Source organism: Sphingomonas sp. Leaf4, assembly GCF_920939515.1.
Classification (GTDB): domain Bacteria; phylum Pseudomonadota; class Alphaproteobacteria; order Sphingomonadales; family Sphingomonadaceae; genus Sphingomonas.
The window spans coordinates 56,067-79,134 of the sequence record NZ_CAKLBB010000012.1 but is presented as its reverse complement, the minus strand read 5'-3'; the positions used below and the strand labels follow the sequence as shown (position 1 = coordinate 79,134).

The following is a 23,068-nucleotide window of genomic DNA, read 5'->3' as shown; positions in this document are numbered from 1 at the left end:
GAGTGGCACTCAGCGGACGGTCAGCGTCGTCGCTTTGAGGCTGGTCGAGCTGTTGCCCGCGCTGATGGTGAAGGTGCCGGGTTCGATCACGCGCTGCATCGCGACGTTCCACAGCGACAGGTCGGCCGGCTTGATGTCGAACGTCACCGTCCGCCGTTCGCCGGGTTTCAGCGTCACCCGCTGGAAATGCTTCAACTCCAGCACCGGCCGCGTCACGCTCGCCTCGTCGTCGTGGATATAGAGCTGGACCACCTCGTCGCCCACGCGCGCGCCGGTGTTGGTGACGTCGACCGCCACCTGCACGCTTTCGTTCAACCCGATCGTCGCCTTGGCGAGGCGCGGTGCGCCGACGTCGAACCGGGTGTAGGACAGGCCGTAACCGAACGGGTAGAGCGGGGCGGTGCTGTCGAACAGATAGCCGCGCCGCGACGTCGGCTTGTGGTTGTAGAAGATCGGCAACTGCCCCTCGCTGCGCGGGACCGATACCGGCAGCTTGCCGCCGGGATTGGCGCGGCCGAGCACCACGTCTGCCACGGCGTTGCCGGTCTCCTGCCCCAGATACCAGCCTTCGAGGATCGCCGGCGCGGTCGCGTCGATGTAGGTCGCCGCCAGCGGCCCGCCGTTCAGCAGCACGACCACCACCGGCTTGCCGGTAGCGAACAGCCGCCGGGCGAGTTCGTTCTGCGATCCGATCAGGTCGAGTTTCTGCCGGTCGCCCAGATGCGCGTCGGCCCATGCCTCGCGGCTCAGTTGCTCGTTCTGGCCCAGCACCAGCAGGATCGTGTCGGCCTGCGCCGCCTTGGCCACGGCTTCCTCGATCAGCGGCGCGTTCTCGGCTTCGGGGACCAGTTCGACCTTGTCGGCGGCCCATTGCCGGCTGCGGGTCAGGCGGACCCCCTCGGCATAGTCGACGGCGAAGCGGCCGGCGGCGGCTTTCTGCATGCCCTCCAGCACGCTGACGACATGGCGCGGCACGTCCGAATAGCCGCCGATCGGGGTGTCGCGGGCATGGGTGCCGACGACCAGCATCTTGCCCACCTTCGCCGGATCGAGCGGCAACAGGTTGTTCCGGTTCTTCAGCAGTACCAGCGAGCGTACCGCCGCCTCGCGCGCCAGTGCGATCGCGTCCGGCGTCGCGGTCTTCGCATCGGCGGTGCGCGCGTCGACATAGGGATTTTCGAACAACCCCATCTGGAACTTCATCGTCAGGATACGGCGGACGGCGGTGTCGACCTGCGCCTGCGGGACCTGCCCCGACTTCACCATCGCCGCCAGCGTCGACCAGCCATCGGCATCGGGCAGTTCCATGTCGACCCCGGCGTCGAGCGCGCGGCGGCCGGCGGCGGCCATGTCGGTGCCGTACAGCTTGTGCCGGGTGTTCAGCTCCTTGATCGCGAAATAGTCGCTGACCACCGACCCCTTATAGCCCCATTCGCCGCGCAGCACGTCGCCCAGCAGCCATTTGTTCGCATGGCTGGGGATGCCGTCGATCTCGTTGTACGACGCCATCACCGCCTGCACCGGCAGTTCCTTCACCGCGCGTTCGAACGGCGGGAAGAAATTCTCGCGCAGCGTGCGTTCCGAGATGTTCGCCGGGCCGACGTTGGTGCCGTTCTCGGGCTGGCCGTGGCCGGTCATGTGCTTCAATGTCACCATGACCTTGGTCGGCGCGAGCGGGAGGGTGGTGCCCTGGAATCCCTTGATCGCCGCCAGCCCCATTTCGGACACGAGATGCGGGTCCTCGCCGTACGTTTCCTCGATCCGGCCCCAGCGCGGATCGCGCGCGACATCGACGACCGGGGCGAGCGCGAGATTGGCGCCGCGCGCGCGCATCTCGCGCGCGGCCACGCCGAACACCCGTTCGACCAGCGCCGGGTCCCACGACGAGGCGAGCGCGATCGACTGCGGAAAGCTGGTCGCGTCGCGCGCGACATAGCCGTGCAGCGCCTCTTCGTGCAGGATGAGCGGGATGCCGAGCCGGGTCCGCTCGACTGCCCAGCGCTGCGCGGCGTTGGTGTAGTCGGCGGTTTCGCGCGCCGTGCGGTTCACCTGATTGGCGGCGACACCGGCGGCGTTGTTGCCGGCGGTGACGCCGCGCTTGTCGGAGGGGCGGGTGATCTGGCCGACGCTGTCGGGGAAAACCCGGCTCGCCTTGGCGGGATCGAAATCGCCCGCCGCGTTCTGGATGTCGCCCTTCTTTTCCCAGATGCCGATCATCTGCGCGACCTTTTCCTCCAGCGTCATCCGCGCCAGCAGGTCCTCGACCCGGACGTCGACCGGCTGCGAGGCGTCCTTGTAGCGTGGCCGTTCACCCTGCGTCGCGCGTGGCTGGGCGACGAGTGGTACGGCGGCGGTGGTGGCGAGCAGGCAGGCGAGCGCCAGAGCGACAGGCGCGGTGCGAAGGGGCATCAACTCTCTCCCGGATCATTTCGGCGCGCGGCGTTGGTGCCGCGTCTATTGGTAGCGCTATCAACTATCTGCGCCACAACAGGGCGTCAACCGATGCCGCGATTGCAATCGGCGGCGGCAAGTCATACGCCTGACTGGGAAGGAGCCACAGCCGACCATGGACAAGCCGAGCCGCCGCAGTCGTGGGAGCGTTACCGTACAGGATGTGGCACGGGCGGCGGGCGTGTCGGCGATGACCGTGTCGCGCGTGGTCAACGGCGGCGTGAACGTCCGCGAATCGACCCGCGAGGCGGTCAACGAAGCGATCGAGCGGCTGAACTATTGGCCGAACAGCGCGGCGCGCAGCCTGGCGGCGGGCGATGCGACGCAGATCGGGCTGCTCTATGCCAACCCGTCGCTCGCCTATCTGTCGAACTTCCTGATCGGCGCGCTGGAAGGCGCGCGCAAGGTCGGCTGTCACCTCGTCCTCGAACCCTGCGAGGGCGAGAGCGCCGAGGCGCAGGCGGAGGCGACGCGGCGTTTCGCCTCGACGGCGGTGCAGGGGGTCATCCTGCCGCCGCCGCTGTCCGATTCGGCGCCAGTGCAGGCCGAACTCGACGCGGCGGGCATCCCGTCGGTCGCGGTGGCGATCGGCGTGGCGCAGCCGGGGCGGCTGGCGGTGCGGATCGACGATTTCGCGGCGGCCAAGGCGATGACGCGGCACCTGCTCGATCAGGGGCATCGCCGGATCGGCTTCATTCGCGGCAATCCCAACAACGGCGCCAGCGGCGAACGCTGGCGCGGCTTCGTCGCGGCGATCGAGGCGGCGGGGCTCGACCTTGCCGACATGCCGGTCGAGCAGGGCTATTTCACCTTCCGTTCGGGGATGGTCGCGGGCGAACGGCTGATCGACCGGCCGGATCGTCCGCAGGCGATCTTCGCCAGCAACGACGACATGGCGGCGGCGGTCATCAGCGTCGCGCACCGGCGCGGACTGCACGTTCCCGATGATCTCAGCATCGTCGGGTTCGACGACACCTCGCTCGCGACGACGACATGGCCGGAGATCACGACGGTGCGTCAGCCGATCGCGGCGATGGCCGAGGCGGCGGTCGAACTGCTGCTCGCCCGCATCCGCGACCAGCGCGCCGGCCAGTCGCGCGTCGCCGAGGAACGCATCCTCGACCATGAACTGATCGTGCGCGAGTCCGCCGGCCCCGCGCCGGTCCCGCAGGCCGACGCCGTGCCGCCCAAACGGCGGGTCGTCGCAAAGCGGATCGCCGCTGCGCGCTGACGCTTGCATTTGTCGGAATAATTCGCCACCGTTACCGCTAACACGCTGTCTTGAGCAGCGGTGATGCAGGGAGTGGATGGGGATGGTGCAGGCGAGCGGGGAGCGCGTGAATATCGCGCTCGTCATCGCGATCGTCGCGGTGGCGACGATCGGGGGGCTGTTGTTCGGCTATGACAGCGGTGCGGTCAACGGGACGCAGGAAGGGCTGAAATCGGCGTTCAACCTGACCGAGAACGGCCTTGGCCTGACCGTCGGGTCGCTATTGGTCGGGTGTTTCGTCGGCGCGTTCCTTGCGGGCAAGCTGGCCGACACGATGGGCCGCCGCAAGGTCATGATGCTCTCGGCGATCCTGTTCCTGATCGGCGCGATCATCCAGGGGTTCAGCCACGTCCAGATGGTGTTCATCGTCGCCCGCTTCATGGGCGGCATGGCGGTCGGCGCGGCATCGGTGCTCTCACCCGCCTATATCTCCGAAGTCGCCCCCGCGAACATCCGCGGGCGGATGACGACGATCCAGCAGATCATGATTATCACCGGCCTCACCGCCGCGTTCGTCGTGAACTATTATCTGGCGCAGGCCGCCGGATCGTCGACCGGCATCTGGTGGGGCGGCTATGAAGCATGGCGCTGGATGTACTGGATGCAGGCGATCCCGGCGGCCGTGTTCCTCGTCGCGCTGACCTTCATTCCCGAAAGCCCGCGCTTCCTGGTGCAGAAGGGGCGGCTGGACGAGGCACGGATCGTGCTGACCCGCCTGTTCGGCCCGGCATCGGCGCAGCACAAGCTGGGCGAGATCGCGGCGAGCTTCGACAAGGATCACCGTCCGCGTCTGTCGGACATCAAGGACGCGAAGGGCGGCATCCGCCCGATCGTGTGGGCCGGGCTGTTGCTGGCGGTGTTCCAGCAGTTGGTCGGCATCAACGTGATCTTCTATTACGGCGCGACGCTGTGGCAGCTCGCCGGCTTCACCGAGGACCAGTCGCTCCAGATCAACATCGTGTCGGGCCTCGTCTCGATCGCGGCGTGCTTCGTCACGGTCGGGCTGGTCGACAGGATCGGGCGCAAGCCGCTGCTGCTGATCGGGTCGGCGGGCATGGCGGTGACGCTGTTCGCGCTCGTCTATTGCTTCCACAACGGCACGCTGGACGCGGCGGGCAAGCTGCAATTGTCGGCGGGCCTCGGCACCACCGCGCTGATCGCCGCCAACCTGTATGTCGTGTTCTTCAACGTGAGCTGGGGCCCGATCATGTGGGTGATGCTCGGCGAGATGTTCCCGAACCAGATCCGCGGATCGGCGCTGGCGGTGTGCGGTTTCGCGCAGTGGTTCGCGAACTTCGTCATCACCTGGACCTTCCCGGTCATGGCGGCGGGGCTGGGCCTCACCATCACCTATGGCTTCTACGCCACCTTCGCCGCGATCAGCTTCTTCCTCGTCCTGCGCTTCATTCAGGAGACGAACGGCAAGGAACTGGAGGAAATGCGCGGCTGACGGCTCGGACCCGACCCCGTCGCTAGTGTAAACTTTGTAAACTTTGGCCCCGCTGCGGCGGGGCCACCTTCTGATGCGAGTAGCCCACATGACCCGCACTCCCGCCCGTCCGTTCCGATCGCGCGAATGGTTCGCCGCACCCGGTCGGCTCGACATGGCCGCGCTCTATCTCGAACGGTTCATGAACTATGGCATCACGCCCAAGGAACTGACGAGCGGGCGGCCGATCATCGGCATCGCCCAGTCGGGATCGGACCTGACGCCGTGCAACCGCATCCACCTGGAGACGGTCAAGCGGGTGAAGGCGGGGATCGAGGCGGCGGGCGGCATTCCGATGGAATTCCCGACGCACCCGATCTTCGAGAACTGCCGCCGGCCGACCGCCGCGATCGATCGCAACCTCGCCTATCTGGGGCTGGTTGAAATCCTCAACGGCTATCCGATCGACGCGGTCGTGCTGACCACCGGGTGCGACAAAACCACGCCGTCGGCGATCATGGCCGCCTCGACGGTCGATATTCCGGCGATCGTGCTGTCGGGCGGGCCGATGCTCGATGGGTGGCACGACGGCGAACTGGTCGGATCGGGCACGGTCATCTGGCGGTCGCGGCGCAAGATGGCGGCGGGCGAGATGACCGAGGAGGAATTCCTCGAAGCCGCCACCGCGTCGGCACCGTCAGCGGGGCATTGCAACACCATGGGCACCGCATCGACGATGAACGCCATCGCCGAGGGGCTGGGCATGTCGTTGCCGGGGTGCGCCGCCATCCCCGCGCCGTATCGCGAACGCGGGCAGATCGCCTATGAAACCGGCCGCCGCATCGTCGAGATGGCGTATGACGACCTGCGCCCGTCGAAAATCCTGACGCGCCAGTCGTTCCTGAACGCCATCGCGCTCATCACCGCGATCGGTGGATCGTCGAATGCCCACCCGCACCTGCACGCGATGGCGCGCCATGCCGACATTGAGCTGAACCCGTCCGACTGGATGGACTATGGCTATGATCTGCCGCTGCTGGTCGACGTGCAGCCTGCCGGGCGCTTCCTCGGCGAACGGTTCCACCGTGCCGGCGGCGTGTCGGCGGTGCTGTCCGAACTGATCGCGGCGGGGAAGGTCGACGGCAGCGTCGCGACCGTGACCGGCCGGACGCTGGGAGAGAACGTCGCGCACCGACCCGTCACCGACCGCGAAGTCATCCGCCCCTATGACCAGCCACTCAAGGAACAGGCAGGGTTCCTCGTCCTGTCGGGCAATCTGTTCGACGTGGCGATCATGAAGACGAGCGTGATCGGCCCCGATTTCCGCGAACGCTATCTGTCGCGTCCCGGCCACGAAGGCTGTTTCGAGGGCCGCGCGATCGTGTTCGACGGGTCGGACGATTATCACCACCGGATCGACGATCCGGCGCTCGACATCGACGAGAACTGCATCCTCGTTATTCGCGGCGCGGGCGTGATCGGCTGGCCCGGCTCTGCCGAAGTCACCAACATGCAGCCGCCCGCAGCCCTCCTGCAACGCGGAATCCAGAGCCTGCCGACGATCGGCGACGGGCGGCAATCGGGCACGTCGGACAGTCCGTCGATCCTCAACGCCTCGCCCGAAAGCGCGGTCGGCGGGGGCCTCGCGTGGCTGCGCACCGGGGATACGATCCGCATCGATTTGAACCACGGCCGCTGCGACATGCTGGTCGAGGCGGACGAGATCGAACGCCGCAAGGCCGACGGCATTCCGCCGGTTCCGCCGAGCCAGACGCCGTGGGAGGAAATCTACCGCGAGAAGGTCGGCCAACTGGGCGAAGGCGGCGTGTTCGACCTCGCGCTCAACTATCGCCGGACGTCGGAAACGACACCGCGCCACAACCACTGAGGAAGCACGACCATGAAGACCGAACATGCCGCGCGGATGCTGCCGGCCGATCATGACCAGGCGCTGCTCGTCGGGCGGATGCAACTGGCCGACGGACCGACCCCGGTCGTCGTGAAGCAGGGTAAGGTGATCGACGTGTCGGCGCACGCCGCGACCGTCGCCGACCTGCTGGAGCGCAGCGACGTCGCTGCGCTCGACGGTCCGGTGGTGTGCGACACGGCGGCGCTGGCCGACCCGGCGGGCGAGCATCCGCCGATCCTGTCGCCGATCGACCTGCAGTGCGTGAAGGCGGCGGGCGTCACCTTCGCCGTCTCCGCGCTGGAGCGGGTGATCGAGGAACGCGCGCGCGGCGATGCCGATGCCGCGCAGGGCATCCGTGGCGAGCTGGAAGCGCGCATCGGCGGCGGCATCCGTTCGGTGAAGCCGGGATCGGCCGAGGCGGCCGAACTGAAGGCCGCGCTGATCGAGGCGGGCATGTGGTCGCAATATCTGGAGGTCGCGATCGGCCCCGATGCGGAGGTGTTCACCAAGGCACCGGTGCTCTCGACGATCGGCTGGGGCGGGGACGTCGGCATCCGTTCGGATTCGTCGTGGAACAACCCCGAGCCGGAAATCGTGATCGTCGCCACCAGCGACGGCAGGTCGGTCGGCGCGACGCTGGGCAACGACGTCAACCTGCGCGATTTCGAGGGGCGCTCGGCGCTGCTGCTCGGCAAGGCGAAGGACAACAACGCCTCGACCGGCATCGGTCCGTTCATCCGCCTGTTCGATGGCGACTTCACGATGGACACGGTGCGCGACGCCGTCGTCGACCTGCGCATCGACGGTCCCGAGGGCTATGTGCTGACCGGCACCAGCACGATGCGCGAGATCAGCCGCGATCCCGAGGATCTGGTGCGCCAGGCGCTGTCCGAGCATCAATATCCCGACGGTTTCGTCCTGTTCCTCGGCACGTTGTTCGCGCCAGTGCAGGACCGCGACGAGCCGGGCCGCGGCTTCACCCACAAGCCCGGCGACGTGGTGCGGATTTCCACGCCGTCGCTCGGCGAACTGGTCAACACCGTTACCACGTCGAAGGCGGCCGCGCCGTGGGGCTTCGGCATCCGCGACCTGATGCGCAATCTTGCGCGCCGTGGCCTGATCGCCGCCTGACCCCCTCTTTGCTGGAAACTTCCATGTCGCCTGACGATTTCGCCTACCCGATCGCGCCCGAAGCCCGCGCGTCCTTTCCCTCGCTTGGCGGCAAGCGCGTGCTCATCACCGGCGGCGGATCGGGGATCGGGGCAGGCGTGGTCGAAGGCTTCGTGCGGCAAGGCGCGCATGTCACCTTCTTCGACATCGCCGAGGAGGATTCGCGCGCGCTGATCGCGGAACTGGCCGGGGCCGGGCCGACTCCGGCGTTCAAGCGGGTCGACCTGACCGATCTTGCCGCGCTCAAGACCGCGATCGCCGATGCCATCGCCGAGGGCGGCGAGTTCGACGTGCTGGTCAACAACGCCGCCAGCGACGATCGCCACACGATCGAACAGGTCGACGAGGCCTATTGGGACAACCGGATGGGCGTGAACCTGCGCCACCTGTTCTTCGCCGCGCAGGCGGTGATCCCCGGCATGAAGGCCAAGGGTGCGGGTGTGATCGTCAACATGGGGTCGATCAGTTGGCACCTCGCGCTGGAGGAACTGACGCTGTACCAGACCGCGAAGGCGGCGATCGAGGGGCTGACCCGGTCGTTCGCGCGCGAGTTGGGCGGCGACGGCATCCGTTCGGTCTGCGTCATTCCCGGCAACGTCCGCACGCCGCGCCAGCTCAAATGGTACACGCCCGAGGGTGAAGCGGAGATCGTCAAGGCGCAATGCCTGAACGGTCGGCTGGTCGCCGGGGACATTGCGGCGATGATCCTGTTCCTTGCGTCGGACGATGCCCGGCTGATAACCGGGCACAGTTTCTTCGTGGATGCAGGATGGCGATAGGATGAGCAAGGTACAGCGCAGCGAACCGGTCAGCGTTTGGGATCTGCATGCCCCGCTGCTCGAAGGGCCGATCTGGGTCAATCGTGACGCGGCGCTGTGGTTCGGCTGCATCAAGACGCCGCGCGTCCACCGGTTCGATCCGGCAAGCGGCGAACGGCGGAGCTGGGCCGCGCCGGCGCAGTGCGGCTTCGTGCTGCCGTCGGCCGACGGCAAGTTCATCGCCGGGTTGCAGACCGGGCTGCACCGCTTCGATCCGGTGACGGGCGGGTTCGAGCTGCTGGTCGATCCCGAACCGTCGCTGCCGACCAACCGGCTGAACGACGCGACGGTCGACCGGTTCGGCCGGCTATGGTTCGGCACGATGGACGATGGCGAGAGCGCCGCGACCGGGGCGATCTATCGCCTCGGCGCCGATGGCAAGGCGGTCGCATCGACGCCGAAGGTTTCTATCACCAACGGCCCGGCGGTGTGCCCCGATGGCCGGACGCTGTATCACGTCGATACGCTGGGCGGCATCGTCTATGCCTGCACCATCGCCGACGACGGGTCGCTGACCGATCGCCGGGTGTTCGTGACGATCCCGAACGAGGAAGGCTATCCCGACGGTCCCTGCGTCGATGCGGAGGGTTGCGTGTGGATCGGTCTTTACGCCGGGTGGGGCATCCGCCGCTATTCGCCCAAGGGCGAGTTGCTCGAGACGATCGCCATGCCGGTCGACGCGATCACCAAGGTCGCGTTTGGCGGGCCGGACCGCAAGACCGTGTTCGCGACGACCGCCAACAAGCATCACGATGCCGATCAGGCGGCGGCGCAACCGCTGGCCGGCAATCTGTTCAGCTTCACGGTCGACGTGCCGGGCGTGCGCGGGACCGAGATTTCGGTCGGTATCTGACCGCCTCAGGCGGTCCGCAGCCCGCGCCAGTTGCCGACATGCGCCATCGCCAGCGCGAGGCTGCCGGCGACGGTGCAGGCGGTTTCGATCGCCGGCGTGCTGGCGAGCGCCACGCCGCCGGCCAGTGCCGCCAGCCCGACCGTGCCGAGTGCTACGGGCACGATCCGGCCATGCGCACGGTAGCCGCCGACCAGCGCGACGCCGCTGACGGGCAGGGCGGTGAGCAGCAGCACGACATGCACCCCCTCACCGACCGGCAGGACGCTGGCGAGCGCGGGCAGCAGCGCGATCAGGATCGGCAGGCCGATGCAGTGGAGGAGGCACAGCAACGAGGTGCCGACCGCGACACGGTCGAGAAACGGGCGATGGTTCATGTCGGCGTAAATGATACTTTGTATCATTGTGCGCAAGGGGCCTGAGCGGGATCGACGTTCACGCTCCATCGTCACCCCGGAACAAGTCCGGGGTGACGATGCGGATGGCCTTTTCGGTCAAGAACAAAACCAGGAATAGCTGACGATCGATCGACTCTAGCTCGATTTGCGGACGACCAGATCAGGGCGCAGCAGTACCGGCTCTGTCTCGCGCCGGGCGACGCGACGGATGAGCATGTCGACCAGCAGTTCGCCCGCGCGCGCATAATCCTGGCGGATGGTGGTCAGCGGCGGCTGGGCAAGGCTGGCGGCGGGGATGTCGTCGAAGCCGACGATCGCGACGTCGCCCGGCACGGTGCGCCCCGCTTCGCCCAGCGCGCGGACCGCGCCCAGCGCGATCATGTCCGATGCGGCGAAGATCGCATCGAAGGCGATGTCGCGTGCGATCAGCCGCCGGGCCGCGTCATAGCCCGACGCCTCGCTCGACAGTGCATCCACCTGAAGCCCCGGATCGACCGCCAGTCCCGCCTCGCGCAGCGCCGAGGCCAGTCCCCGGTAGCGGTCGCGCGATTCGGGATACTGGCTCGACGCATCGCCGAGGAAGGCGATCCGCCGGCGGCCCCGCGCCAGCAGATGTGCGCCGGCATCGCGCCCGCCGGCGATATTGTCGCAGCCGACCACGCTGCCCGGATGCGCCGGATCGGGCGATCCCCAGCGGACGAAATGCGTTCCCTGCGCCACCAACTGGTCGAGCCGTCGCGAATAATCGTCGAAGTCGCCATAGCCGAGCAGGATCAGCCCGTCGGCCTTGCGGCTGTCCTCGTAATCGACATGCCAGTCGGCGGACAATTGCTGGAACGAGGTTAGCAGATCATAGCCGCGCGCGCCGCAGGTATGCAGGATCGACCCCAGCATCGACAGGAAGAACGGGTTGATCCGCGATCCGTCCGGCGCCGGATCGTCGAAGAACAGCAGCGCCAGCGTCGAGGTGCTGCCGCGCCGCAGCGCCGAGGCGTTCTTGTCGACCTTGTAGTTCAACTGGCGCGCGATCGCCTCGATCCGCAGGCGGGTGGCGGCGCTGACCGACCGGTCGCCGCGCAGCGCCCGGCTGACCGTCGGTTGCGACACCCCGGCCAGCGCGGCGATGTCGAACGAGGTCGGCTTGTCGCCCACCGCCATGAAGCATCCTCTCCCGTATCCCGGCCCCGTCTACCCCCGGTTCGCCCCGAGCGGAAGCGTGGATTGAATACGTATGTCATCCGCTTCCCTTTGATGGCCTGAGGTTTCAAAGGACGGGTACGGACGAACCGGACGAAAGAGCCGGGGAATCAGGCGATCATGGAGGGGAAGTAAAGATGCGGTATTCGTCGCAAGCGCCGGCGTACGCCAGGCTGGCACGCAACGTCAGCCGGGGCGCGTTGATCGCCGGTGCATGGTTCGGCGCGACGGCTGCCTTCGCGCAGACCGCGACGACCACCCCCAACCCCGATACGACGCAGACCGACGCGACCGACGAAGGCGCCGACATCGTCGTCACCGGCTTCCGCGCCAGCCTCGAGAATGCCGTCGCCGAAAAGAAGAACCGCGACATCGTCGTCGAATCGATCTCGGCGGAGGACATCGGCAAGCTGCCCGATGCATCGATCGCCGAATCGATCGCCCGCCTGCCGGGTTTGACCTCGCAGCGCGTCTCGGGCCGCTCGAACGCGATCTCGATCCGCGGTTTCGCGCCCGACTTTTCGACCACACTGCTCAACGGCCGCGAACAGACCTCGACCGGGGACAATCGCGCGGTCGAATACGACCAGTATCCCGCCGAAATCATGAGCCAGGTGCTGGTCTACAAGACCGGTCAGGCGAACCTCGTCGGGCAGGGGCTGTCGGGCACGGTCGACCTGCGCACCGTCCGGCCGCTGGAATATGGCCGCCGCGCGATCTCGATCGGCGGGCGCGGCACCTATGCCGATATGGGCGCGCTGAACGAAGGATCGCGCGACAAGGGCTACCGCGTCTCGGGCACCTATATCGACCAGTTCGCCGACGAGACGATCGGCATCGCGCTGTCGGGCAATTATCTCGACGAGCCGTACCAGATCCAGGAATTCAACGCCTGGGGCTATGCCGGTTTCAACGGGCAGGGCGTGATCGGCGGATCGAAGTCGTACGTCACCTCGACCCGGCTCAAGCGCCTCGGCCTGTCGGGCACGCTCCAGTACAAGCCGGTGCCGAACCTGACCGTAACGCTCGACGGCTTCTTTTCGGATTTCAACGACGACCAGTTGAAGCGCGGCATCGAACTGCCGCTGGGCTATGGTCAGGACTTCAACCAGGCCGACAAGCCCAACGGCGTGAAGCTGACCAACACGACCGCCAACAGCGACGGGTTCGTCACCGCCGGCACGTTCGGCAACGTCGAGGGCGTGGTGCGCAACGATGCGTTCGAGCGCAAGGCCAAGCTCTATTCGTTCGGCTACAACATGGCGTGGCGCGGCGACGACGGCTGGAACGCGACGCTCGACGCCAGCTATTCCAAGACCGACCGCGAGGAGATCATCCTCGAAAGCTATGCCGGCACCGGCTATGGCCAGAATGTCGGCGCGAAGGACACGATCCGCTTCACCAGCGGCGAAACCGGCACCCGGTTCCAGCCGACGCTGAACTATTCCGATCCCAACCTGATCCTGCTCACCGATCCGCTCGGCTGGGGCGGCAGCAATCTGCAGGCGGGCTATTTCAACGACCGCGTGGTCAAGGATCGCATCGCCCAGTACCGTTTCGAGGTTGAAAAGGAACTTGACGGCTTCTTCGGCGCGGTGAAGGCCGGCCTCAACTACACCGATCGCGACAAGTCGCTGAGCCCGAACGAATCGCTGCTGGTGTTGGCTGGCGGGCAACGCCAGTTGCGCCTGCCCGACCAGTATCGCAAGGAATCGACCAGTCTCGATTATCTGGGGCTGGGGCCGATGCTCAGCTATGATCCGCGCGACCTGCTGGGTGGCGGCATCTATTCGCTCAGCCGCAACATCAGCCCCGACGTCGCCGCCAAGGCGTTTCGCATCGCCGAGGACCTGATGACGATGTACGCCCAGGCGGACATCGATCAGGAGATCGGCGCGTCGCAACTGACCGGCAATCTCGGCGTGCAGGCGGTAGCGACCGAACAAAAATCCTCGGGCCTCGTCGCGGCCAACGGCGCGCTGCTGCCGACCATTCGCGGGACCGATTACTGGGACGTGCTGCCGAGCATCAACCTGTCGCTGCGGACGCCGGGCGACTGGGTGTTCCGCGCCGGTGCCGCGCGGCAGGTGCAGCGCCCCCGGCTCGACGACATGCGCGTGTCGCAGGGCTATGGCTATAACGTGGCCGAACGGATCATCACCGGCGGTGGCGGCAACCCCTATCTCCGCCCGATCCGGTCGAACTCGTTCGATCTGACGGTCGAGAAATATTTCGGCCGCGCGGGCTACATCGCGGTGCAGGGCTTTTACAAGGACCTGAAGTCATTCGTCTATAACCAGACGATCCCGTTCGACTTCGGCGGGTTCCCGACGCCGACCGGCACGCCCGCCGGAACGCCGACGCTCGGCCGGTCGGACGTGCCGATCAACGGCGAGGGCGGCAGCATCTATGGCGTCGAACTGGCGACCACCCTGCCGCTCGGCACCATCATCGGCGCGCTCGACGGCTTTGGCGTCACCGGTGGCGGATCGTGGACCAAGACGCAGATCCGCCCGACCCCGACCAGCGCGGCGGAGGACATTCCCGGCTATTCGAAATGGGTCATCAACGGCACCGCCTATTTCGAGAAATGGGGGTTCAGCGCGCGCGGATCGGCGCGGTATCGCTCGACCTTCGTCGGCGAACTGTCAGGCTTCGGTGGCAACCGCCAGCGTCGCCGCGCATTGGACGAAACGATCCTCGACGCGCAGATCGGCTATGACTTCCAGAAGGGCACCGCGCTCGAAGGATTGTCGGTGTTCGTGCAGGGCCAGAACCTGACCAACGAACGCTTCGCCACCGCCGATCCGTCCTACGATCTCGCGATCATCGACTATCAGACCTATGGCAGGCGCTTCCTTGCCGGGGCATCCTTCCGGTTCTGATCGATCGCCCCGCGCGTTGGCGGGCGGGCGGGGCAATCACCAAGGGAGGCGGCGATGACGATCGGGCAACAGTCGATAGCAACGGTCGCGATCGTCGGCGGCGGATCGGCCGGCTGGATGACGGCGGCGGCGCTCGCCCGCTTCCTGCCCCCGGAGGTCGAGGTGACGCTGATCGAATCCGACGCGATCGGCACGGTCGGGGTGGGTGAGGCGACGATCCCGCAACTGCGGCTGTTCAACCAGCATCTTGGGATCGACGAGGATGATTTCGTCGCCAAAACCGGCGGCAGCTTCAAGCTGGGGATCGAATTCGCCGGATGGAACGGGGAGGGCAGCCGCTATCTCCATGCGTTCGGTACGATCGGACGGTCGCTAGGGCTGGTGCCGTTCCATCATTACTGGCTGGCCGCCGGCGGCGCGAGCGATCCGGCGTCGCTGTGGCGGCACAGCGCCTGCGCCGCCGCTGCGCAGGCCGGTCGCTTTGGGCGTGATCCCGGCAGCGCGCAGGCACCAAGCGGGTTGGCGTGGGCCTATCATTTCGATGCGGCGCGCTATGCCGCCTATCTGCGCGCGCTGGCCGAACGGGGCGGCGTCACCCGGGTCGAGGGGCGCGTCGTCGATGTCGCGCCGTCGGGCGGCGATACGATCGCCGCCGTCATGCTGGCCGACGGACGGCGGATCGCCGCCGATTTCTTTATCGACTGTTCGGGCTTCGCCGCGCTGCTGATCGAGCGGATGCCGGGCAGCGCGTGGGACGACTGGTCGTCGCTGCTGCCGTGCGACCGCGCGCTGGCGGTGCCATGCGCCGCGACCGCGCCGATCACCCCCTATACCCGTGCCACCGCGCGTGCGGCGGGATGGCAATGGCGCATTCCGCTCCAGGGCAGGACCGGCAACGGGCTGGTCTATGCCAGTGAGTATCTGTCCGACGACGCGGCGCTGGCGACGCTGCTCGGCAACCTCGACGGTGCGGCGTCGGGCGATCCCCGGCCGTTGCGCTTCACGACGGGGCGCAGGCGGTCGCCGTGGATCGGCAACTGTGTCGCGCTGGGGCTGGCGGCGGGGTTTCTCGAACCGCTCGAGTCGACCTCGATCCATCTCGTCCAGTCGGGCATCGCCCGGTTGCTGGCGCTGTGGCCGAGCGCGCCGCCACGCGCCGCCGACATCGCCGCATTCAATCGCCAGTCGGAGCGCGAATGGCTGGCGGTGCGCGACTTCCTGATCGCCCATTACGTGCTGAACGGCCGCGACGAGCCGTTCTGGCGCGACCGGCGGGCGACGCCGCTGCCCGACAGCCTTGCCGAGCGGATCGAGCTGTTCCGCGGATCGGGCCGCATCCTGCGCGACGAGCATGAATTGTTCGCCGAGGTCGCGTGGCTGCAACTGCTGATCGGGCAGGGGGTGATGCCGCAGGGCCATCATCCGCTGGTCCGTTCGCTGCCGACGGCACGACTGCCCGAATTCCTGTCGCTGTCCGCCACCCATGTCGAGTCGATCGTCGCCCGCATGGCGACGCATGACGAGTTCCTCCGCGCCCATTGCCCGGCGCCGCAAACGAAGGTTGCCGCGTGATCCGAACCCTGTTCCTGTCCCTGCTGGCTGGTGTGGCCGCGCTTCCCGCCACCGCGCAGGACGTGCGCCAGCGACTCCCCGAAGACGAGGTGATCTATTTCGTCCTGCCCGACCGGTTCGAGAACGGCGACCGCGCCAATGATCGTGGCGGGCTAACCGGAGACCGGCTGGTCACGGGCTATGATCCGACGGCGAAGGGTTTCTATCACGGCGGCGACCTGAAAGGGCTGACCGCGCGCCTGCCCTATATCAAGGCGCTGGGCGCGACCGCGATCTGGGTCGGCCCCATTTTCAGGAACAAGCCGGTGCAGGGCGGCCCCGGACAGGAGTCGGCGGGCTATCACGGCTATTGGGTGACGGACTTCACCCGCGTCGACCCGCATCTCGGCACCGATGCCGACTTCAAGACGCTGGTCGATACCGCGCATGCGATGGGCATGAAGGTTTATATGGACATCATCGCCAACCACACCGCCGACGTGATCCAGTATCGCGAATGCGTGGGCAAGACCGAATGCGTCTATCGCAGCCGAGCCGACTATCCCTATGCTGCCAGCGGCAAAAATCGCGGCTTTGCGGGCGACGGCGTCCAGACGACGGAGAATTTCGCGAAGCTGACCGATCCGTCGTTCGCCTATACCCCGTTCGTCCCGGTGGGCGAACGGTCGGTCAAGGTGCCGGCGTGGCTGAACGACGTGATGCTGTATCATAATCGCGGCGACACGACCTATCGCAACGAAAGCTCGACCATGGGCGATTTCGTCGGGCTGGACGATCTGATGACCGAAAATCCGCGCGTGGTGGCGGGGATGATCGACATCTTCGGCGGATGGATCGACCGGTTCGGCATCGACGGTTTCCGCATCGATACCGCGCGGCACGTCAACCCCGAATTCTGGCAGGCGTTCGTGCCCGCGATCCAGGCCCGCGCGGCGGCGCGCGGCATTCCGAACTTCCACATCTTTGGCGAAGTATCGCGCCATTCGGTCGATTCGGGGTCGCTGGCACAGCATACGGTGGTCGACCGGTTCCCGGCGGTCCTCGACTTCGCGTTCCGGGAAGCGGTGGTGCAAACCGTTGCGGGCACCATGGGCACCGATGCGTTCGAGACGCTGTTCGCCGGTGATCCGCTTTATGCGAAAGGGTTCGACACCGCGCGCCAGTTGCCGACCTTCACCGGCAACCATGACGACGGCCGGTTCGCCATGGTGGTTCGCAAGGCGTTTCCGCAGGCGAGTGATGCCGAAATCCTGTCGCGCGTGATGCTGTCCAACGCGATGCTGCTGAGCTTGCGTGGCGTGCCGACCATCTATTCGGGCGACGAACAGGGGTTCGTCGGCGACGGCAACGATCAGGACGCGCGCGAGGACATGTTCGCGTCGCAGGTCGCGTCGTACAATGACAACAAGCTGGTCGGGACCACCGCGACCACCGCCAAGACGAACTTCACGCCCGGTCATCCGCTGTATCGCCAGATCGCCGCACTCGCGAAGCTGCGGACGTCGACCCCGGCGCTGACGCGCGGACGGCAGTTGCTGCGCGCGCGCGAGGAAAAGGCGGGGCTGCTCGCGATCTCGCGGTTCGATCCGACGAGCGGCGGCGAAGTGCTGCTGGCGTTCAACACGTCGGACGCGCCGATCACCCGCAACGTACAGATCGATACCGCTTCCATCCGGTTTCGGGCATTGGCGGGCGAATGCGGCAGCGTGACCGAGACCGGCGCGATCCGCCTGACCCTTCCCGCCTTTGGCTATGCGGTATGTGCCGCGGAGACTGACAAATGACCGACGCCGCCCGATCGATCCTGCCCGAACCGGCCGCCGCCCGCCCATGGTGGCATGGCGCAACCATCTACCAGGTATATCCACGCAGTTTCGCCGACAGCAATGGCGACGGGATCGGCGATCTCGCCGGGATCACCGCGCATCTGGAGCATGTCGCATCGCTCGGCGTCGATGCGATCTGGCTGTCGCCGTTCTTTACCTCGCCGATGAAGGACTTCGGCTATGACGTTGCGAATTATTGCGATGTCGATCCGATCTTCGGCACGCTGGCCGATTTCGACGCACTGATCGCACGTGCCCATGCGCTCGGCCTGCGGATCATCATCGATCAGGTCTGGTCGCACACCAGCGAAGAACATCCGTGGTTCGTCGAGAGCCGGTCGAGCCGGACCAATTCCAAGGCCGACTGGTATGTCTGGGCCGATGCAAAGCCCGACGGTTCGCCACCGAGCAACTGGCAATCGGTATTCGGCGGCCCGGCATGGACATGGGATGCCCGGCGCGGGCAGTATTATCTTCACAATTTCCTGAAAGAACAGCCGCAACTCCATGGCCATAATGGAGATTTGCAGGAGGCGCTGCTCGACATCGCGCGCTTCTGGCTGGATCGCGGGGTCGACGGTTTCCGGCTCGATGCGATCAACTTCGCGATGCACGACCCGGAATTGCGCGACAATCCGCCGATGCCCAGCAACGGCAAGACCCGCACCCGCCCGTTCGATTTCCAGCGCAAGCTCTACAACCAAAGCCACCCCGATATTCCGGCGTTCCTGCAACGGGTGCGCGCGGTGCTCGACGGCTATGACGGCGACCGTTTCACCGTGGCCGAGATCGGCGGCGACGATGCCGAGCGCGAGATGAAGCTGTTCTGCGGCGGCGGCGACAAGCTCAACACCGCCTATGGTTTCGACTTCCTCTATGCGCCGGGCTTCACCCCGCGCGTGATGCGCGACGCGCTCGATAGCTGGGGCGAGGGCGATCCGTGGCCGAGCTGGGCATTCGAGAACCACGACGCGCCGCGCGCCGTCTCGCGCTGGATGCCGCAGGGCGCCGATCCGGCGGCGTTCGGGCGGTTGAAGATGCTGCTGCTCGCGTGCCTGCGCGGCAATATCTTCCTTTATAACGGTGAGGAACTGGGGCTGCCGCAGGTCGACATCGCGTTCGAGGATCTGCAGGATCCCGAGGCGATCGCCAACTGGCCGCTCACCCTGTCGCGTGACGGCGCGCGCACGCCGATGCCGTGGGCCGCCGATGCCGAGAATTTGGGCTTCGGTGCGGGCAAGCCATGGCTGCCGACCGGCGAGGCGCATCGTCCGCTGGCGGTCGACGCGCAGGAGGGCGATCCGCAGTCGCTGCTGAACTTCACCCGCCGGGTGATCGCGCTGCGCAACGCTCATCCGGCGCTGCGATCGGGGGCAATGACGATCATCGAGGCGTCGGACGCCATCCTCACCTTCGAGCGCGCGCTCGAAGGCGAACGGGTCCGGTGCAGCTTCAACCTTACCAATGCGGTGCAGGCGTTCGCCCCCGAACCGGCGGCGCGCATCCTCGAAACGCTGGGCGAGGTCGGCGACGACGCGCTTGGCCCCTATGCGGCGCGTGTCGCGCTGCTGTCCTGACATACGGAGCGATTTGGTCATGCGGATGATGAAACTGGCGCTGGGGCTGATGGGCATGACCGCCTTCGCCTCGCCCGCCTTTGCCGAAGTGGTGGCGCGCGCCGCCTCGCCCGACGGGTCGCTGACGGTGGCGATCAGCCTCGATAATGAGGGGCGGCCAAGCTATGCGGTCGCCAAGGGCGGCAAGCCGGTGCTGAACGACAGCCGGCTGGGTTTCCTGTTCACCGACGCGCCGAAGATCGAGCGCGGGCTGGTGGTGGCGAATACCAAGCGCGACCGGTCGGATGCGACATGGACCCAGCCGTTCGGCGAGTGGAAGACGATCCGCGACAACCACACCGAACTGACGGTGACGTTCCGCGAGGCGAAGAACCTGAAGCGCGAGATGGCGGTGACGTTCCGCCTGTTCGATGACGGCGTCGGCTTCCGCTACACCCTGCCCAAACAGGCGAACCTCACTACCGCCAACATCGCCGACGAGCTGACGCAGTTCGCCTTCGCCGAGCCGGGCACCGCATGGTGGAAGCCGGCGTTCGAGTGGAACCGCGAGGAATATCTCTACAACAAGACGCCGCTCGACGCGGTCGGCACCGCGCAGACGGTGATGACGGTGAAGCTCGCCAGCGGTCGCCATGTCGCGATCCATGAAGCGGCCCTGACCGACTATTCGGCGATGAACCTCGCCCGGGCCGAGGGCACGACGTTCCGCGCGGTGCTGACCCCCGGATCGACCGGGCCCAAAGTCACGCGCGCTGCCGGCTTCTCGACGCCGTGGCGCACGATCGCGATCGCCGACGATGCCGCCGGCCTCTATGCCGCCAGCCGGATCGGTCTGAACCTGAACGAACCGAACAGGCTGGGCGAAACCGCAAGCTGGATTCAGCCGGGCAAGTTCGTCGGCGTGTGGTGGAATATGATAAAGGGCGACTGGAGCTGGGCGCGGGGGCCGAAGCACGGTGCGACCACCGCCAACGTCCGCCGCTATATCGACTTCGCCGCTGCCAACGGCATTGCCGGCGTGCTGGTCGAAGGGTGGAATATCGGCTGGGACGGCGACTGGCTGGGCAACGGCAACGACATGAACTTCAGCCAGCCGACCGAGGATTTCGACGCGGCGACGCTGGCCGCTTATGCGAAGTCGAAGGGCGTGCGGCTGATCGGTCATCATGAAACCGGCGGATCGGTCAGCCATTACGACGCACAGCTCGACAGCGCGTTCAAATGGGCGGCCGATCATGGCGAGCGGGTGGTCAAGACCGGCTATGTCACCGACGCCGGCCAGATCGAGCGGGTCGACGCCGATGGATCGAAGCATCGCGAATGGCACGAGGGCCAGTGGATGGTGAACCACCACCAGCGCGTCCTTGACGCCGCCGCGCGCTACCGCGTGTCGATCGACAGCCACGAGCCGGTCAAGGACACGGGGCTGCGTCGTACCTATCCCAATTGGATGAGCCGCGAGGGCGGGCGCGGCATGGAATATAACGCATGGGAAGGCGGCAAGAACCCGCCCGAGCATGAGGCGAACATGGTGTTCACCCAGTTTCTGGGCGGCCCGATGGACTTCACGCCGGGCGTGCTGAGCCTGACCGGCAGCAACGGCAGCGCGATCAAGTCGACGATCGCCAAGCAACTGGCGCTCTATGTCGTACTCTATTCGCCGGTCGTCATGGCCGCCGATACGCCGGAGAATTACGCGCGCTACCCGGCAGCGTTCAAGTTCATCCGCGACGTGCCGACCGACTGGTCCGACACCCGCGTGCTGAACGGCGAGGTCGGCGATTATGCGACGATCGCGCGCAAGGCGGCGGGCAGCAACGACTGGTATCTTGGTGCGGTCGGTGACGAGGAAGCGCGCAGCTCGACGGTGACGCTCGACTTCCTCGACGCGGGCAAGACCTATACCGCCGAAATCTATCGCGACGGACCCGGCGCCGATTACCGTACCGACGCCCGCCATTCGATCACGATCGAACAGCGGCAGGTGAAGAAGGGCGACACGCTGACGATCGCGCTGGCCCCCGGCGGCGGCGAGGCGATCCGCTTCGTCGCGCCGGGCAAGCGCAGGTAAGGCAATGCACACCCGCCCCACGCTCGGCTTCGCCAAGCTCTGGAACATCTCGTTCGGCTTCTTCGGCATCCAGATCGGCTTCGCATTGCAGAATGCGAACGCCAGCCGCATCTTCCAGTCGCTCGGCACGCCGCTCGACCAGTTGGGGCTGATGTGGATCGCCGCGCCGCTGACCGGGTTGCTGGTCCAGCCGCTGATCGGTCATTATTCGGACCGGACGTGGGGGCCGCTGGGGCGCAGGCGGCCCTATTTTCTGGTCGGCGCGATCCTGTGTACCTGCGCGCTGTTCTTCATGCCCAATTCGCCGTCGATCCTTGCGGCGGCGATCACGCTGTGGATTCTCGACGCCTCGCTCAACGTGTCGATGGAGCCGTTCCGCGCCTTCGTCGGCGACATGCTGCCCTCGAAGCAGCGGCCCGCGGGCTATGCGTTCCAGACATGGTTCATCGGCGCGGGCGCGGTCGTCGCCAGTATCGCGCCGTTCGTGCTGGAGAATGTCTTCGGCGTCAGCAACAGCGCGCCCGCCGGCCAGGTGCCCGATGCGGTCCGCTATGGCTTCTACTTCGGCGGGGCGATGTTGCTCCTCGCCGTGTTGTGGACCGTCATGACGGTGCGCGAATACAGCCCCGAGGAACTGGCGGCATTCGGCGAGGCGTCGAGCGCGGTCGAGGACAGCACGCCGCCGGCGATGCCGCGGCATGGCTTGTGGTGGATCGTCGGGGGCGGCGTCGTCGCGCTGCTGATCGCATGGGCGGAGCGTGGCGGTGCGCTCGACAGCGGGCGCGAGGCCTATTTCGTCGCGGGCGGCGTGGCGCTCTATGGCGTGGCGCAACTGGTGTCCGCCGCGCTGATCCGGGGCGGGCGCGGCAACAATGTGCTCAGCCATATCGTCGGCGACCTCATCACCATGCCTGAGACAATGCGGCGGCTGGCGTGGGTGCAGTTCTTCACGTGGGGGGCGCTGATCCTGCTGTGGGTCTATACCACGCCGGTCGTCGCGCAGCAGGTGTGGGGAACGATCGATCCGGCGGCGGACGGCTATAATCAGGCGGGAAGCTGGGTCGGCGTGCTGTTCGCCATCTATTCGGGCGTCGCGGCGCTGGCGGCGTTCGCGCTGCCGGTGCTGGCCAAGGCGATCGGTGCGGCGCGAACCCACCTGCTGTGTCTCGCGATCGGGGCGGCGGCGTTCGTCGGCATTTTTGCGACGCACGATCGGCTGGGGATGATCGTGCCGATGATCGGGATCGGCATCGCGTGGGCATCGGTTCTGACCATGCCCTATGTGCTGCTCGCCGATGCGTTGCCGCAGCGCAAGCTGGGCGTCTATATGGGTATCTTCAACTTCTTCATCGTGCTGCCGCAGTTGATCGTCGCCACGGTGATGGGGGGTGTCATCAAGACATGGTTCCCGGGGCAGCCGGCCTATACGATGCTGATCGCGGCGGCGGTGATGGCGCTGGCGGCGGTGGCGATGTTGCGGGTTCGGGTGCAGGTGAAGTAGAAGGTTGGTTCACGCGGAAGCGCGGAGGCGCGGAGGGGTTGCGGCTCACGATCGTGTCGCGCCGAATGGCGCTGTCGCTGGGCGCGGCGTAGCTGGGAGCGACGCTGCCGCGTCCAAATCATCTCCGCGCCTCCGCGCCTCCGC

15 protein-coding genes are annotated in these 23,068 nt (G+C 66.8%); 12 read left to right on the top strand and 3 right to left on the bottom strand.

What is annotated here, in order from left to right:
• Positions 1-9: 9 nt before the first annotated feature.
• The gene (locus LRA89_RS16960; protein ID WP_230772134.1) at positions 10-2,409 is read right to left on the bottom strand and encodes a glycoside hydrolase family 3 N-terminal domain-containing protein; all 2,400 of its coding nucleotides are present in this window, start codon (positions 2,407-2,409) and stop codon (positions 10-12) included.
• Positions 2,410-2,566: 157 nt separating this feature from the next.
• On the opposite strand from LRA89_RS16960, the gene LRA89_RS16955 reads away from it, so the two are divergent.
• The 6 genes from LRA89_RS16955 (at position 2,567) to LRA89_RS16930 (ending at position 9,900) form a co-directional block, all read left to right on the top strand.
• Positions 2,567-3,682 carry a LacI family DNA-binding transcriptional regulator gene (locus tag LRA89_RS16955; RefSeq protein WP_055756712.1) on the top strand — a complete coding sequence of 372 codons (1,116 nt, stop codon included), beginning with the start codon at positions 2,567-2,569 and terminating at the stop codon, positions 3,680-3,682.
• An 82-nt stretch (positions 3,683-3,764) separates the two neighbouring features.
• A complete protein-coding gene (locus tag LRA89_RS16950) occupies positions 3,765-5,171 on the top strand; it encodes a sugar porter family MFS transporter (protein WP_055757365.1) in 1,407 nt (468 codons plus the stop codon).
• A gap of 73 nt (positions 5,172-5,244) precedes the next feature.
• Positions 5,245-7,038, top strand: coding sequence for an IlvD/Edd family dehydratase (locus LRA89_RS16945; protein ID WP_443025003.1), 1,794 nt, complete (start codon positions 5,245-5,247; stop codon positions 7,036-7,038).
• 12 nt (positions 7,039-7,050) lie between these two features.
• A complete protein-coding gene (locus LRA89_RS16940) occupies positions 7,051-8,190 on the top strand; it encodes a fumarylacetoacetate hydrolase family protein (RefSeq protein WP_230772132.1) in 1,140 nt (379 codons plus the stop codon).
• A 23-nt stretch (positions 8,191-8,213) separates the two neighbouring features.
• Positions 8,214-9,008, top strand: a complete 795-nt coding sequence (locus LRA89_RS16935; RefSeq protein WP_055756707.1) for an SDR family NAD(P)-dependent oxidoreductase — start codon at positions 8,214-8,216, stop codon at positions 9,006-9,008.
• 1 nt (position 9,009) lies between these two features.
• Positions 9,010-9,900, top strand: a complete 891-nt coding sequence (locus LRA89_RS16930; RefSeq protein WP_230772131.1) for an SMP-30/gluconolactonase/LRE family protein — start codon at positions 9,010-9,012, stop codon at positions 9,898-9,900.
• A gap of 5 nt (positions 9,901-9,905) precedes the next feature.
• On the opposite strand, the gene LRA89_RS16925 is transcribed toward LRA89_RS16930, so the two are convergent.
• Positions 9,906-10,274, bottom strand: coding sequence for a MerC domain-containing protein (locus tag LRA89_RS16925; RefSeq protein ID WP_056492503.1), 369 nt, complete (start codon positions 10,272-10,274; stop codon positions 9,906-9,908).
• 156 nt (positions 10,275-10,430) lie between these two features.
• Positions 10,431-11,453 (bottom strand): LacI family DNA-binding transcriptional regulator, encoded by a 1,023-nt coding sequence (locus tag LRA89_RS16920; protein ID WP_230772130.1) that lies wholly within the window; start codon positions 11,451-11,453, stop codon positions 10,431-10,433.
• 176 nt (positions 11,454-11,629) lie between these two features.
• Between LRA89_RS16920 and LRA89_RS16915 the strand changes: the two genes are divergently transcribed.
• From LRA89_RS16915 to LRA89_RS16890, 6 genes are read left to right on the top strand one after another with little or no spacing between them, the layout of a single operon-like run.
• Positions 11,630-14,377 (top strand): TonB-dependent receptor, encoded by a 2,748-nt coding sequence (locus LRA89_RS16915; RefSeq protein WP_230772129.1) that lies wholly within the window; start codon positions 11,630-11,632, stop codon positions 14,375-14,377.
• Positions 14,378-14,431: 54 nt separating this feature from the next.
• Positions 14,432-15,949: a tryptophan halogenase family protein gene (locus tag LRA89_RS16910; protein WP_230772128.1), complete on the top strand. Its 1,518-nt coding sequence runs from the start codon at positions 14,432-14,434 to the stop codon at positions 15,947-15,949.
• A complete protein-coding gene (locus LRA89_RS16905; protein ID WP_230772127.1) occupies positions 15,946-17,733 on the top strand; it encodes an alpha-amylase family glycosyl hydrolase in 1,788 nt (595 codons plus the stop codon). Before LRA89_RS16910 ends, LRA89_RS16905 begins: the two co-directional genes overlap by 4 nt.
• Positions 17,730-19,352, top strand: coding sequence for an alpha-glucosidase (locus LRA89_RS16900; RefSeq protein ID WP_230772126.1), 1,623 nt, complete (start codon positions 17,730-17,732; stop codon positions 19,350-19,352). Before LRA89_RS16905 ends, LRA89_RS16900 begins: the two co-directional genes overlap by 4 nt.
• A gap of 25 nt (positions 19,353-19,377) precedes the next feature.
• Positions 19,378-21,423 (top strand): glycoside hydrolase family 97 protein, encoded by a 2,046-nt coding sequence (locus LRA89_RS16895; protein ID WP_443025006.1) that lies wholly within the window; start codon positions 19,378-19,380, stop codon positions 21,421-21,423.
• Positions 21,424-21,427: 4 nt separating this feature from the next.
• Entirely contained in the window at positions 21,428-22,924 is a 1,497-nt protein-coding gene (locus LRA89_RS16890) for an MFS transporter (RefSeq protein ID WP_230772125.1), read from the top strand.
• Positions 22,925-23,068 lie beyond the last annotated feature (144 nt).

Coding starts and splice junctions, on each gene's coding strand:
- LRA89_RS16960 (WP_230772134.1), bottom strand. CDS start 2,409: ATGCCCCTTCGCACCGCGCCTGTCGCTCTGGCGCTCGCCTGCCTGCTC.
- LRA89_RS16955 (WP_055756712.1), top strand. CDS start 2,567: ATGGACAAGCCGAGCCGCCGCAGTCGTGGGAGCGTTACCGTACAGGAT.
- LRA89_RS16950 (WP_055757365.1), top strand. CDS start 3,765: ATGGTGCAGGCGAGCGGGGAGCGCGTGAATATCGCGCTCGTCATCGCG.
- LRA89_RS16945 (WP_443025003.1), top strand. CDS start 5,245: ATGCGAGTAGCCCACATGACCCGCACTCCCGCCCGTCCGTTCCGATCG.
- LRA89_RS16940 (WP_230772132.1), top strand. CDS start 7,051: ATGAAGACCGAACATGCCGCGCGGATGCTGCCGGCCGATCATGACCAG.
- LRA89_RS16935 (WP_055756707.1), top strand. CDS start 8,214: ATGTCGCCTGACGATTTCGCCTACCCGATCGCGCCCGAAGCCCGCGCG.
- LRA89_RS16930 (WP_230772131.1), top strand. CDS start 9,010: ATGAGCAAGGTACAGCGCAGCGAACCGGTCAGCGTTTGGGATCTGCAT.
- LRA89_RS16925 (WP_056492503.1), bottom strand. CDS start 10,274: ATGAACCATCGCCCGTTTCTCGACCGTGTCGCGGTCGGCACCTCGTTG.
- LRA89_RS16920 (WP_230772130.1), bottom strand. CDS start 11,453: ATGGCGGTGGGCGACAAGCCGACCTCGTTCGACATCGCCGCGCTGGCC.
- LRA89_RS16915 (WP_230772129.1), top strand. CDS start 11,630: ATGCGGTATTCGTCGCAAGCGCCGGCGTACGCCAGGCTGGCACGCAAC.
- LRA89_RS16910 (WP_230772128.1), top strand. CDS start 14,432: ATGACGATCGGGCAACAGTCGATAGCAACGGTCGCGATCGTCGGCGGC.
- LRA89_RS16900 (WP_230772126.1), top strand. CDS start 17,730: ATGACCGACGCCGCCCGATCGATCCTGCCCGAACCGGCCGCCGCCCGC.
- LRA89_RS16895 (WP_443025006.1), top strand. CDS start 19,378: ATGATGAAACTGGCGCTGGGGCTGATGGGCATGACCGCCTTCGCCTCG.
- LRA89_RS16890 (WP_230772125.1), top strand. CDS start 21,428: ATGCACACCCGCCCCACGCTCGGCTTCGCCAAGCTCTGGAACATCTCG.